The following is a 13411-nucleotide window of genomic DNA, read 5'->3' on the forward strand; positions in this document are numbered from 1 at the left end:
AAAAAATATGTGGTGAGAATTATTCCCCTACTAAATAAAAGATACTATTCTATAAATTATTAATAAAAAATATTTCATTACAATTAAAGACAAAATATATAAAATATTTGAATTTTTTGTTTATTAATAGTAGGATATACATGATAATAGTTTAGTAATTTAGATTCATTAAAGCTGGTTACATCTATAAACTTTAAAAAGGTTGTGTTAATGAATGAGCGAATTTGTAAGAGCAATTCAAAAACAAGACACAGTTGTAACTGTAAGTGATACTTCAAGAATTCCCGGGGGAAACACAGGGGATATTGTAAATGTAGATACAGTAATCACGTTAACAAATCCCGAATCTCAAGAGATTACTCTTGTCCTTCCTACTATTACAGGAGATCCAGAAAAAGCTTATTTACGAACAATAGGCGAAGTAGAAAACAGACAAGAATTTCAATCTCCAGTAGATTTAGAACAACTTGATGCAATGCCTGAAGAACAACGTAAAAAACTTGAAGAAAAGATAGAAATTTTAAGACAGCAATGGAACTTAACTAAAGAAGAAGCTAGTAAGGTTGCTTTAAGTACAATTAACTTAGAGGCAGGAAGCCAGGAGCTAAAGTTCTTCATGCAAAAAGAAATTACTCCTACTGTATCTTCTGAAGGAGAAACTTTCGAGTTTTCTTTTATTGCTCCTCAAAGTAACTTTAGCGTTAATCAAGGGAGATTCACTATGTCTGTAATTATTATTCTTCCTAAAGGAGCTTCATTGTACGGTGAACCTGTAGCAATTAGTCCCGAAGGAATCCCTGCGCCAGTATTAGAATATAACAACAAAACTCAAAATGTTGATCGACATATACTTCAGTATTCAATGCAATATGACCCAATTTTCACTATTCGTTACAGATACTAATGGAAAAAAGAGCATTTTCTTTACACTAGGATTGCTCTTTTTTCAAGGATGAATTTAGTATATATAACCAGAATATAAAAGTTCTGTATTTTCCCTATTTCGACAAATTTGAAAATCCTTTGCTATTATAAGCAAAGGATTCCTTTTATATCTGAAATTAATTTATATGTTAGAAAATTCCCTTTTTTCTTCATTACATTCACCTTTAGTTTAGCCGGATAAGCAAGGGGCAAGATACAGGACGCGTCACAGCAGCATTATGAGTCTGCTTTTCCTCTTGCCAATACCCAAGCAAATCTGTGCACCATTTTGAGCTAACCCTTACGAAGCTTACAAACCTTCACTTTCGTTCACCATACTCACCCTCCCCTAGCAGTGTTCCGAGTCGTGCACTGACTCTCTGTTTCTGCATTTCTGCATGCAACCCACGAGCCCGTTACCAGGCCCGCAGTTTTGGACTGAGATAGTTTTTACGTCTAAACTAGTGGCCTGAGCCACACTATATAAAAGCAACTTCTTGTCGCACTATAAACCTTATTATCGGCATACAAGTAGTAAGCAACCTACAGATTTTTTTGATATTTAAACTATCAACAATAGAAAAGCTTTAATATCACTGATGTTAAAGCTTTTATTGAATGTTTTCATTTAGTGTTTGATTGAAGTTATATTATGTATAACTATAAGGCTTTATAACAGGTATGTATAAATTCTTAGACTTTTACATAGCCTATTAAAAACTTAATAAATATACTCATTTATATATTCTTAAAAATACCTCTTAAAATATAACGTATGACCTATATGCTTTTTTATAAAGCTAACTGTATAATTTAATATGATTAGACATCTAATCAATAAATTTCAACGTACAGAAAACACCTAACTTTAAAAGTTAGGTGTTTTCTGTTTATATCCCATATCACACTTATAAAAGCGATCAAGTAAACACATCAAAAGGTGCTCCATTTTCTTTTTGTCTTATTTCAATAGCTAAAATCCATTTATATAAATGAGCAAGTGTAAAACCTTTTTTCTCCAAATCCTTTGGAAAACAGTCTGGATGATCGCGAAGCCAATAAAGACGTTCAAGGGCCTCCGGCATGGACCCGAAACTGTATAGAGATTTACTTCTCACCTTTTTTCCTTCACGATAGGTTTTTTTTATAAATAAATAAGTTTTCCCTTTTACTTTTTGTTTTGCAAGATACCCAGGCTCTGTTGTTTTCATTTTCATAAAACCAGCTCCTTTTTGGGTTTTACTACACATTTATAATTCAAAAATGTAGTAAAACTTCCCAATTCTTCACACGTAAAAGTTTTCACTCCAGGCAGCATTACTAACAATTCTTTCGTATTCTTCTTCGCAATCATCATCATTCATATTTTTTAAATGCTCATTAGGATACTTCAAAAAATGACGCAAAACAGATCGATAATAACTTTCTTTCACCTTCATTTTTAATACCCCCTAAATTTAATTCGCCACTTTTACCCATTATACATTAGTGGGTAATGGGTTGTAAATGACTTCCTTCTATTTATTCAATTATGTATAGTGTATAATGGTTAAATCTTAATTTAGGAGGAATTCCCATGTTCGTTGTAAAACCTAGATTGAATGCTTTAATGAAAGAAAGAGGGCTGACACAAATGAAATTGTCTGAAATGTCAGGGGTTCCCCAATCAAGTATTTCACGATTCGATCGAAATAATCAGCATATTGATTGGCATCTATTTAAAATCGCTAAAGCTCTAGGAGTATCATTAGAGGACTTATTTGAAATTGAAGAATAATTCTTCATCACCTCACTTTTTATGTGCGTTACCTCGTGAAAATATACAAAAGAGAAACATAATGTTAGAATCAACTTATCTAGTTTTTCAACTTTGCTAAAAAGCAGCCAAAATATATTATTTTGGCTGCTTTTTTAGTTTTTGCTTATAAACTTATTTAAACCTAAGATCGATTAATGCTGTTAGTGGTATTTCGTTCATTAATTCAAACACCTCATCAATAAAGTGAAAACCATTTTTATGTACATTTAATGGATAGCTTTTTTATTACTGATACTGATAGCATACTTAAAACGAAGGATCCATATGTTTCCTTAAGTGATGGAAGAAATAGGGACTCATACAAAATAGTCTAATATATTGTATCTATTTTACATTCATCTCTTATTAATATAGGTTTAGTTTTTATATACCTTGTAGAAAATAGATAAAAAGCCTCTACCAAATTAGACAAAGGCTTTTCAAAATAGCTTAGATAATCTTTTTTAATTCATATTCTAGAATCACTAATTGTTTTGAGAACTTCTTAATGTATTGTGAATTTAAATAGTGTTCGTTTCCATGTTTTTGTTCAACTGCAATAGCTAAGTTATCTAAATCAGTTAAAGATTCGTTTAATATATTAGCGAATTCTCTACATTCATAGGGCGGAAGAAAATCACTTGTTGCTAGAAAATTCTTTGTATATTCCATCCTTTTTGAAATAACATGATTATAAAATTCGATTTTATTTTCTTTATTAAAGAGCCTAGAGAGAATATCTAGTTCGTTCATTGCAAAAGATAAAATTGTTCTTATACTTTCTAAATACAGTGTTTTCGATGTAGCATTTAAGAGAAGGTACTCTTGTAGCGGTCTATAATTACTTTCCCATTTTATTCTAAGATTGAAATCTTCAATATTTTTGTCAAATTCTTTCAGGAGTATTGGTTCATTTATTCCTTTAGGATTCAACCATTCTGTTCGACAAAATGGGAGACCAGACTCATATTGGATTAAATCATCATATAAATAAAGCCAGACATAATCGGGTTCGCTGTTTGTAGCATTTTCCTTTAAAACATTTTTATAATAACCATTACTTTTAACTTTTTCATTTATCTTCTTAATAAGTTCGACCATGGAATCCTTGGAAGTGGCAAATGAGCGTTCAATGTAGACCTTTGCACTAATTCTTCTTTTAGCTGGAACAGAACTGTCTTTTTCCTCCAAAATCGTATAGTAGTAATCACTAGTTTCTTGTTTCCTCCACTGTTGTAATTCATTTACTCCTTCCCTTGATAAATACTCTAAATCACTATAAAAATCGTTATTTTCTCTTACCTCATTATTAATTGGAATTTTCATTCTTATTGTTGATGTATTGTTTCTCCATTCAATATCTTTACTATCTAAAGTTTGAAAAATATACCTTTGAGTCCATACCCAATAAGCCTTGTCAACATCAACACCATACACCACTAAAATGACTGGTATATCACAAACATCACAAAAATTTAAAAATTTGATCGGACAATCAAAAATAATCGATTCTTTGTCATATTTTAATTCTTTAGTTGCTTTCAATTGTACTTTTATAATCTTTGCAGTAGTTTCTCCTTCTTTAGAAAAAACTTCAATTTCACCATCTATATCATTATCTTTTTCTTGTTCTCTATATTTCCATCCATTTCTAATAATTGTTTTTTCAATAAAAACACTCGATTCATACTCATATATTTGCTTTTGGTCAAGTTTAGAGCGCCCCACTTTTATCATTCCTTTTAATATTTATTCTATATATAACTTCCTTCTCTAACTATAATGTTTAAAGTATAAATCTTTACAAAAATGCAAAAAGCATCCTTTAAAGTTAAATAACTTAAACTACCAGTAAAAAACACTATCACCTAGGGGATAGTGTTCAATTATTAATATCTAAAATAATCATAGTAATAATTAATTTATTGTTCCTGTACTCGAATTATTATTTGCCTGCAATATTGGCTGCTTCCTCGATCCAACCAGAAAAATTTTCATAGCCGTTGTCCAAATCCCAATAATATGTTTTAAAAACACTTGAAGATTTTTTTATTTTCCCATCAATTGTTACATAATAATCATCTAATGGATTATTACCTCTACTATCTTTTTCCCCGTCTTTATTTTTTAATCGATGAATATAGATTCCTAACAAGCCATTTCCTTTTTCAAGACTTTGTTCAATCTCATGCTTAACCCATTTTCTTTCGGACGTTTCTTTACCAATAAGGACTACAGTTACAGAGGTCCCTTTCATTTGCTCTGCAATCCAGTCTTTGATTGTTTTATCCCCTTTCCTCTTTATTTCTTCCCATTCTGCTTTATCTACATATCCCTTAATTGATTGAGTTATATTTGAGTTTCTTACCTGTCCAGCTCTCCACGCATCTCTTTCATAATGAAAACTAAAGAATACCTTTCTTGCCATTATACTCTCCTCCTGATTTTTTCTATTATTATATTTATTTCAAAAATAATTTTTTGTTCATCTTGTTCATTTTCTAATATATCCAATGAATCCTCTAAATACCAAAACTCTTCTAGATTACCTTTTACTTCATTGAAAATCTTCTTAGCTGCATAGCCAGTTGAGCCTATAGGTATAATGTATTTATCCTTTTCCCTAGCTATTTGATATTCTTCTATCATTCCATTAGCTTCGACAACTTGTCCATCTACTACTTTATTACCAAACATAAGAATCATTACTCCAGATTCATTTATCATGTCTTTTCTATATTCTGTCCAAAGTTCTTTAAGTGTTTTCCCTCCAGATACAGCTTGTGGAAAGGGTCGTAATGTTAAAAAATCATTTATTTTTTTCCCTTTACTACGAAATATTTCTTCTAGTGCACCATTAATTACATAACTTCCCACTCCTAGCCCAAAACCGGAAATTATATGATGACTATTTGAAACTAATAATTTAGAAAGATTATGGAGTAAACTTTTGGCCTCTTCTTCGGAATAATTACCATATTCTTCAGCGCTTCCTGAAATGAATATTTTATTAACTTTAAATTTTTTCTCAATATTCTTCAGAATGTTTGTTATATCTGAGTATTCATCAATAAGTACTGAATTTATTCCAAATCTCTTTAGATCTTTAACTTTTAAGTCCTGTTTAACTTTATCGTAATTATAGTCTTCTTCTCTAATTGTTCCGTCAGAATTTTTGTACCGTTCATCTAACCTATTTACTTTTCGGAAGAAACAATAGTGATTCTTTGGACTATCTCCTAATAAGTCTATACGAATCTTACTTAGAATTTGTTCTAAATTAGGATCCTCAAAGCTAAACCCAATAAAAATAAATGTTTTGGATATAAGTTCACCCTTAAGTTGAGTAGTAAACAAAGCTCTTTCAGAGTCATACTTTTCGTAATCATCTCTTGTTATAACAGCTTCGTCAGGAAACTCTTTATCGCCATGCATCTTGTAAACTACTACATCCCTGTTAGGCTTATAGTTTTTCATCTGGTTCTGGCTGATTTTTTTATCTACAATTTTCCCCGTATCGCCCAAAGTATCTTCAATTATGGAATCGTAATTGGTTGTCCAATAAGTGTCAATTGGTAACCGTGATAAAATATTCATATTTTCATTTCTTTCAGCAGTTCTTTGAAATTCATCTACAATTGCTTCATTAATGGTCTGACGACCGTTGGCATTGAAATGATATTGGGCAACTGAAACTAAATCTAATTCTTTATTAATATCTAATTCTAATTCTTCTGCAATATCTTGGAGTAATCCCCTCCAATCAACAAATCCAGAACCTCTTGAGAGCCCTGCTCCTGCAAATATAGATAAATTATTATTTCTAAGTTCTTTTAGTATTGCTTTTTCAAATAATGATAAAGAAACACTCAAACTTCCACCTTCTATCTTCGTTTTTATTAATTATATACGCATAGAAAAATACTAGTTTTTATAAAAATATACCATATTAATCCACATGATTATACCTTAAGTATTGTTCAGCGTCTAATCTTTTAATTATTATAAGAATGCAACATTCCTATATCTAAACAAGGGGTTGTTGCGTACAACTTCATTACTTTTAGATGGTATCCTCTAAAAACAGAAATGAATTTGCATAAATAATCTAAAAAGGTACACCTTTTTAGACGGCAAAAAAGCCAATGACAAAACGTCTATTTGTCACTTTAAATCTATAAATAAACCTTTTTAAATGTATAAATAATTGACCTTATTACACATTTGCTTATATGCTTCAATTTAATAAAAGAACAGGAAAAATCAAGAAAAGAGTAATCCATGCTCCAGAGGATTACTCTTTTGAAATTTTAGATTAAAAATATTTGACTAGTTTGCACAACACTAATAGTTTACGTATATGTTTTTTTAGTACAATATAGATTTAGTCTTGTGATAAATCATTAAGGGTCATTCTATAAAATATATTTAGCATTGTATATATATCCTAGGATTCAAATCCTGCTCTTTTTAACCAAATAGACCATTTGCAACGTTTTAAATACGTTTTTTGTGTAGGGTAACCTTTCAACCTTAAGTCACTAAGTTTAGGTTTTCTATCAAGTTCCTTTGCCAATTTATGAAGTATTTCAATTAGTTGTTCATCTGTATATTTTTGCAGTTTTTCAGATGGTTTAACAACACGTCCAGTTTTGGGGATTGAAACTGGAACACCATCAAAATTGTTATTAATATCTTGTATCATAATAGCTAACTTATTGGATAAATAGTTATTTATATTTTTTAATTTTTGTTGGTGAAATAGTACAATAAATTCACCAGTAAAATTCCCCTCCTTTCTAGCATTCTCTACAATTTCCATCTTCAGTTTTATCTTTTCTTTATAATCCTGTGTTATTTTATCCAGCTTAGCGAAATTATCATAAAAATCCTCTTCTGTTAACATACCTGCACACTCTATTAACCACTTATCCTTAATAACAAAATCAATATCAAATTGCCTATTAGTCACAAAGAAAGTATTATAGGGAACGTCATGTTTATGAGGGACTTGGGTTCTATTATGAATAAAATCATCTACCAACCCTTCAAGTGTACTTGGTCTTAAATCTCCATGATTTGAATAGTAGAGAGCACCAAAACTCGATTGAGAATTTGGGATAAATCCTGCCTCTATAATTGCATCCTTCCATGAACCGAAGCGTCGAATAAAAACACTACGGTCTAATGCTAGTTCATCCTTGAAAGGAATCCTATTATATTTATTGAAAAATTCCCTTATCATATTAAGAAGCTCTAAGTCTGAGTACTTATCATTCTCTTGGTTTAGTGGTATACCAGCAACTCGAAGAGCTTGATTCCAAGAACCAAAATATTTGACTACCGTAGTCGGGTTAGGAAATCCATCTCTACCTTGCCAGGAACTAAAAGATGGTGGAACTTTCTTATCTTTATAGTCTCGCTTTAAAAGATCAATTATTTCCTCTTTAGTAAAGGTTTCTTTTAGTAAAGGAACACCAGATATACCTAAAAGTTCATTCCATGTGGGATATGTAGGGTGTGCAAGAGTGGCCTTAATACCGCGGTTACTAAGATATTGGTGCATCTTTCTTATAGATGGACTTTCTTTCTTTTCTTTGTAATATTCTTTTATAAAACTAGAAATTTCTTCAATTGTTCTAACTTTCGTGGCTTTATTTAAAGGTATATTGGCCTTTGCTAACAGTTCATTAAATCCTCCAAATCGAAAGGTATTGCATGCCAATTCCTTTTCTTTTAAAAATAATTTTAATGTTCTGGTTGTGGGAGCTACTTTATTTTTTTCATAATAGTCAATCATATGTTGCAATAATTGCTCCTCTGTCATACTTTTCCGCATAAATTAACCACCTTCATTTAATAACATCCTTATAAAATGAATGTTTTACTATTTATCCTTAGTGACGGCAAATAAGAAGTTTTTCTAATTATAATATATAGTTAATTTTATTTTTCAAGAAATTATCTATATATTAAAGACATAACGATTTTTTATATAAAAGTAAGTGAAACTTATTGTTGAAAGCAATAATGAAAGTATATTCTTAAAAACAGTATTAACAATTACCTACTTTATAGAAGAATACCCAGGTTTTCTATTTGTACATATAAGAGATAAAGTTTTACAACACATGATTAAAAAAATGAAAGTTACAATATGATACTATATAAATACAATTTAATTTTATCAATAAGAGTAATAGCTAACGTAATTTATAAAAAATAGTGTTAACAATTACATACCTTGTGGAAAAATAACTATTTTGTCGTCACTTAAAGTAAATAGTGAAACTTTAATTATTTATAAAATACTTTAGTATTTACCTAACGAATTGTAAAACTTAAGGTGAAGAAAAAAGAGCATCCATAAGGGTGCTCTTTTTGTTTACTCTGTATTTTGATCTCTCAATTCTACATAAACTGCTGCCATATCCAATTTGGCTTTTCCATTTTCTTTTGCAGAGTGATACGTAGTATTTGTTGTTTCAGCAAGTGGCAACGTAATATCCAGATGATCCGCAGCCGTTTTAACGAGTCCTAAATCTTTAGACATGAGCTCAAGCATAAATGCAGAAGGGAACTCCTCTTTGCGGTACATCTCTTTCTTTCCTTGAAAGAGTGGCGTATTCATTCCAGATTGAGAAATCATCTCTAATACTTTCTCTTTACTTAGTCCTGATTTTTCTGCAAATAGTAACGTTTCTCCAATACCTTGTCCAATAATACCAAGTAACAAATTAATGGCTAATTTTGCAGAGCTACCCTTTCCAGTAGAGCCGAAATGAATGGTCTCTTTCCCTAAAAGGTTAAAGTACGGTTTGGAAATTTCAATAGCTTTCTTTTCCCCACCTGCAAGTATAACTAATTGTCCACTAATTGCAGCTCCTACGGAACCTGATACGGGTGCGTCTACATAAGTTCCAGATTTAGCTTCAATTAATTGTGCAAATGAGACTGATTCTTCAGGTGAGATTGTACTCATGTTTATGATGGTTTTATCTTCTTTAATAGCGTTTAATACTCCATTTTCTTCAGTCAATACAGAATGTACAGCTTTAGCATCTGATAACATAATAAATATAATATTTGATTGCTCCACGATTTCTTTAGGTGAGTTTAATTTAGTTGCTCCAGATTCTACTAAAGAGGCTGTTTTTTCTAATGAACGATTATATACGTTCATTTTGTAGCCTGCTTGTAGAAGATTTTTTGCCATAGGTGCTCCCATTTGACCTAGTCCAATCCATCCTAATGTATGCATTGATTCTATTCCTCCTGTCAAAGTATATATAAATGTAAAAATAAAGATGAAAGACCCTCACTTTCTACTAAGTGACGGTCTTTCTATATTTCATTTCTGCTAAAAATGAATGTGTATTGACGTTCTTATGAACGTTTTTTTGCTACAGCTTTCGCTAATCCGTCAATCCATTCTTGGTGACCATTGATCATTGGATTTGGCGTCGTTTCAGCCATTTCTTTAGCAGCTTTTCCATTTTGTGTTTCTTGAGTCAGAATACGTACTCGTCCTTCTGATAAATCTTCTAGAAGCCAAGCATGGTGAACATGTAAGGCATCACTTTCTGTTGATCCTTCTTCCCAACCATGCCAAGCTAATCGTGCTGGTTTGTTCGCAGTAGGTGGCTCATACTCTACTACTTCCGCCTCGATTGGAAAACCAAAAGTATTAAATCGGAAGTGAGCACCTTGGCTTAATTCAGGCCCCTTAACATTATGGAAGCGAATTGTGTCAACATTACTGTAGTATGACTCCCATTTTGAAGTATCATTAAGGTACTCCCAAACATCTGCAGCAGATAGATTAGCTACAATTATTTCGTTAGAAGCAAAGTTATCAGTCTTTCCTGGTAAATAGCCTTTAGGCCAAATAATTTCATTCATTGTATACATCCTTTCATTTCTTTAAAATATAGTTTCGTTCTTGCTACAAAATGTATTCTACTTTAAATTGCATGTACATGCAACTATTTATTTTTAACCAAATATTTGAAATGAAGAATATAATCTTAGCTATTTGGTCTAATTTAAATGCTTAGTGTATACTTAAATCGAATAGTATTAGAATTTAAATGTTTTAAGAAGGTGAAATTTTTGGGTAGACCAATAAGTCAATCATTAAACCGATGTCTATTCTTTACCGTTAAAAAATTAGACCGTATTATGGACAAAATTGCTGAAGAAGCTTTTAAACAGACTGGATTGTCTCCAACCTACGGTTTTATTATTTTGGCGGTTAATGAACAGCCTGGAATCACACAAAAGGAGCTTGCTGAACTATTGCATACAGCGCCGTCTACAATTGCTCGTTTTGTTGTAAAGTTAGAAAATAAGAAGCTTATTTATACAGAACAATCTGGAAGAAGTACTTTGTCCTATCTTACAGATGAAGGAAAAATCTTAGTTAAAAAAATCGATGAAGCATGGGACAACTTGCACAATATTTATGCTGATGTTTTAGGTAAAGAAGAAAGTGATGACTTAGCCCTCCATATTAGTAAAATTGGGGATCAGTTAAAGTTGAATGAGTAAAATTCATTAATTATCTATCAAAAATTTGAACATATCATAAAGAGAGCTACATATAGCTCTCTTTTATTTATAAAAAAATCAATATACATGTATTCCTAGTTAACATAAAACGTATTATCGGTAGCATTTTAATCTAATCGATTACATTCATAAGAACTTCACAGTCACAAAAGCCACCTTGGTTTTGCAGCGCCTTTACAACCTTGGCTTTTTTGCTCACGGAGATATGGGTATCTAGCCATTCTTTAGTGTAGAGAAGTGTATGGTCACACCCCTGTATGTCTACTTTTTCGTCCAGAAATGCTTCCAATGAATCCAGCTCTTCAGGTGATAAATCAAGTTCGTGCCACTTATTTGCTTGCTCTTTTAGTAGCACCAACTTCTTTACTAACTTTCTGTCTTTTTTGTTAAGAGTGACTGCATTTTGAAGTGCTGATAAAGCTGCCTTATAATTCAGTAGATATTCTTCTGCTTGAGACAACAACTGCCAAGCAAACGCATCTGTTGGATGTTGTTCAACATATTCTTTGAGTCCTTTTCTTGATGCTAAAAGATGGGGAATTGCTTTTTTAGAAGGAGCTCTTCTTTGATAAGATCCTTGCATTGCTAGTTTTTGTCCTTTTATTAGTTCATCTTTTAATTCTAATAAACTATCCATTCAAATAGCTCCTTTTAAACAGTATTAAGAAACCAAAAATCCTTTATGTGATTTTCCCATGTTCTTCAATATTCTTCAATTATTTTATGTATACTCTATGCATCGCTAGTTTACATAAACACTCTTTCCGGAATACACGAAAAAAAAGAACCCTTGTCGCAGAACGGTTCCGCCGAGGGTTCTTTTTCCGGAGTATGCAGCTTTTTATACATCCTTGATTTATCAACGATGATTTGAGGAATCATAAGCAGGAAGATGCATAAAAAACGCACCTTTTATTCATATGCTTCATACCCTAAAAATAGCATTATAGACCATAATATGGTACATTAAAGGTCAGACTATTTTTACAAATTTCAACGTAGCAAAAAAGCAACCTCCATCTCCTATGACAAAGATGAGGTTGCTTTTTTATTTTGTTATTTTTCCACCTCGACAAGATATGAATACGTGAATTACTTTATATTTGTACATATATCATTTTTTATGAATATGCCAACGCCTCCAAATTAGTTCTTTAGAAAAGAGTTTCAATACATATCTAAAACAATACTTAATTCTAATTAATTACATATTTAGAATTAAGTATTGACATTTACAAATAATATAAATTATAATTTCATTTATTGGAAATAAACATTTTGAGCGTTGAAAAGGACACGAATTATTTTTAGATTTCTTTACAGAGAATAGGGCCTTTGGCTGTGAGCCCTTAAGAAAGAGAAATAATTTACCACCTTGGAGCTATTGTGGGGAAATATGTAGATAGAGTAACCGCAATCGGGAAATCCGTTATCTTTTTGAGAATATAACACTTGTAGTGTTTTATAAAATTAGGGTGGTACCACGACCGCACTCGTCCCTGTTAGAGGGATGAGTGCGGTTTTTTATGTTCAAAAATAAATAGGTAAGCAACGAAAAGGACATGAATTATTTTTACACTTCTTTACAGAGAATAGGGTCTTTGGCTGTGAGCCCTTAAGAAAGAAAGATAATTTACCACCTTGGAGCTTTATTAGTGAACTAGTAGTAATTAATAACGTTTGCGACGTTACAGCACCAGAGCCATTGATATATTTATATTGATGGGAATTTGGGTGGTACCACGTGTGAAAACATACTCGTCCCTTACTTAGGGACGAGTATGTTTTTTTTTGACTTTATTTAAATAGGAGAGGTTATCATGAGTAAAGATTTGGTTCAAATTCGTTTTTTAGATGGAAATGAGAAAGAATTTTCAAAAGGTATTACATTACATGCTATTGCAGAATCCATTAGTTCTAGCCTAAAGAAGAAAGCTATTGCGGGTAAAGTAAATGGAGAATTGTATGATTTGCATCGAGCCATTAATCAAAATGCAGAAATCGAAATTTTAACAGTAGATTCTGACGAAGGTCTAGAAATTATGAGGCATACAACAGCTCACATACTTGCTCAGGCAGTAAAAAGAGTACATAAGAATGTGAAGTTAGGGGTAGGAC

13 protein-coding genes and 2 other annotated features are annotated in these 13411 nt (G+C 31.5%); of the genes, 4 read left to right on the forward strand and 9 right to left on the reverse strand.

Annotated features, from left to right (window positions below):
• Positions 1-214 precede the first annotated feature (214 nt).
• The gene (locus ACOZIR_RS26615) at positions 215-904 is read left to right on the forward strand and encodes a hypothetical protein (RefSeq protein ID WP_421536036.1); all 690 of its coding nucleotides are present in this window, start codon (positions 215-217) and stop codon (positions 902-904) included.
• Between the two features lie 940 nt (positions 905-1844).
• Here the strand turns inward: ACOZIR_RS26615 and ACOZIR_RS26620 are convergent.
• A complete protein-coding gene (locus tag ACOZIR_RS26620) occupies positions 1845-2141 on the reverse strand; it encodes a hypothetical protein (RefSeq protein WP_421536037.1) in 297 nt (98 codons plus the stop codon).
• A 69-nt stretch (positions 2142-2210) separates the two neighbouring features.
• Entirely contained in the window at positions 2211-2363 is a 153-nt protein-coding gene (locus ACOZIR_RS26625; RefSeq protein ID WP_421536038.1) for a hypothetical protein, read from the reverse strand.
• A 137-nt stretch (positions 2364-2500) separates the two neighbouring features.
• On the opposite strand from ACOZIR_RS26625, the gene ACOZIR_RS26630 reads away from it, so the two are divergent.
• Entirely contained in the window at positions 2501-2701 is a 201-nt protein-coding gene (locus tag ACOZIR_RS26630) for a helix-turn-helix domain-containing protein (RefSeq protein ID WP_098399970.1), read from the forward strand.
• A 471-nt stretch (positions 2702-3172) separates the two neighbouring features.
• Here the strand turns inward: ACOZIR_RS26630 and ACOZIR_RS26635 are convergent, their stop codons facing one another.
• The 6 genes from ACOZIR_RS26635 to ACOZIR_RS26660 all read right to left on the reverse strand — a co-directional run bounded on the left by ACOZIR_RS26635 (position 3173) and on the right by ACOZIR_RS26660 (position 10633).
• A complete protein-coding gene (locus tag ACOZIR_RS26635) occupies positions 3173-4450 on the reverse strand; it encodes a DUF4365 domain-containing protein (protein ID WP_421536039.1) in 1278 nt (425 codons plus the stop codon).
• A gap of 217 nt (positions 4451-4667) precedes the next feature.
• Positions 4668-5150, reverse strand: coding sequence for a TIR domain-containing protein (locus ACOZIR_RS26640; RefSeq protein ID WP_421536040.1), 483 nt, complete (start codon positions 5148-5150; stop codon positions 4668-4670).
• On the reverse strand, positions 5150-6595 hold the full coding sequence (locus ACOZIR_RS26645) for an SIR2 family protein (protein WP_421536041.1): 1446 nt from the start codon (positions 6593-6595) through the stop codon (positions 5150-5152). The genes ACOZIR_RS26640 and ACOZIR_RS26645 overlap by 1 nt, the downstream gene beginning before the upstream one ends.
• Positions 6596-7169: 574 nt before the next feature.
• Positions 7170-8561: a homing endonuclease associated repeat-containing protein gene (locus tag ACOZIR_RS26650; protein ID WP_421536042.1), complete on the reverse strand. Its 1392-nt coding sequence runs from the start codon at positions 8559-8561 to the stop codon at positions 7170-7172.
• 546 nt (positions 8562-9107) lie between these two features.
• On the reverse strand, positions 9108-9983 hold the full coding sequence (locus ACOZIR_RS26655) for an NAD(P)-dependent oxidoreductase (protein WP_421536043.1): 876 nt from the start codon (positions 9981-9983) through the stop codon (positions 9108-9110).
• Positions 9984-10108: 125 nt separating this feature from the next.
• Positions 10109-10633: an SRPBCC domain-containing protein gene (locus tag ACOZIR_RS26660; RefSeq protein ID WP_421536044.1), complete on the reverse strand. Its 525-nt coding sequence runs from the start codon at positions 10631-10633 to the stop codon at positions 10109-10111.
• A 201-nt stretch (positions 10634-10834) separates the two neighbouring features.
• Here ACOZIR_RS26660 and ACOZIR_RS26665 point away from each other — a divergent pair, with 201 nt between their 5' ends.
• A complete protein-coding gene (locus ACOZIR_RS26665; RefSeq protein WP_394549338.1) occupies positions 10835-11272 on the forward strand; it encodes a MarR family winged helix-turn-helix transcriptional regulator in 438 nt (145 codons plus the stop codon).
• Positions 11273-11405: 133 nt separating this feature from the next.
• Here the strand turns inward: ACOZIR_RS26665 and ACOZIR_RS26670 are convergent, their stop codons facing one another.
• Positions 11406-11930, reverse strand: a complete 525-nt coding sequence (locus ACOZIR_RS26670) for a DUF2695 domain-containing protein (RefSeq protein WP_325076122.1) — start codon at positions 11928-11930, stop codon at positions 11406-11408.
• Positions 11931-12569: 639 nt separating this feature from the next.
• Positions 12570-12797: a binding site (T-box leader), on the forward strand.
• 38 nt (positions 12798-12835) lie between these two features.
• Positions 12836-13062: a binding site (T-box leader), on the forward strand.
• 51 nt (positions 13063-13113) lie between these two features.
• On the opposite strand from ACOZIR_RS26670, the gene ACOZIR_RS26675 reads away from it, so the two are divergent.
• The coding region (locus ACOZIR_RS26675) for a TGS domain-containing protein (RefSeq protein ID WP_421536045.1) at positions 13114-13411 on the forward strand (298 nt) is incomplete at its 3' end.

It is taken from the genome of Priestia sp. D3YE.R1 (genome assembly GCF_049199565.1).
GTDB lineage: Bacteria > Bacillota > Bacilli > Bacillales > Bacillaceae_H > Priestia > Priestia aryabhattai.

Coding starts and splice junctions, on each gene's coding strand:
- ACOZIR_RS26660 (WP_421536044.1), bottom strand. CDS start 10,633: ATGTATACAATGAATGAAATTATTTGGCCTAAAGGCTATTTACCAGGA.
- ACOZIR_RS26615 (WP_421536036.1), top strand. CDS start 215: ATGAGCGAATTTGTAAGAGCAATTCAAAAACAAGACACAGTTGTAACT.
- ACOZIR_RS26640 (WP_421536040.1), bottom strand. CDS start 5,150: ATGGCAAGAAAGGTATTCTTTAGTTTTCATTATGAAAGAGATGCGTGG.
- ACOZIR_RS26670 (WP_325076122.1), bottom strand. CDS start 11,930: ATGGATAGTTTATTAGAATTAAAAGATGAACTAATAAAAGGACAAAAA.
- ACOZIR_RS26650 (WP_421536042.1), bottom strand. CDS start 8,561: ATGCGGAAAAGTATGACAGAGGAGCAATTATTGCAACATATGATTGAC.
- ACOZIR_RS26630 (WP_098399970.1), top strand. CDS start 2,501: ATGTTCGTTGTAAAACCTAGATTGAATGCTTTAATGAAAGAAAGAGGG.
- ACOZIR_RS26655 (WP_421536043.1), bottom strand. CDS start 9,983: ATGCATACATTAGGATGGATTGGACTAGGTCAAATGGGAGCACCTATG.
- ACOZIR_RS26620 (WP_421536037.1), bottom strand. CDS start 2,141: ATGAAAATGAAAACAACAGAGCCTGGGTATCTTGCAAAACAAAAAGTA.
- ACOZIR_RS26625 (WP_421536038.1), bottom strand. CDS start 2,363: ATGAAGGTGAAAGAAAGTTATTATCGATCTGTTTTGCGTCATTTTTTG.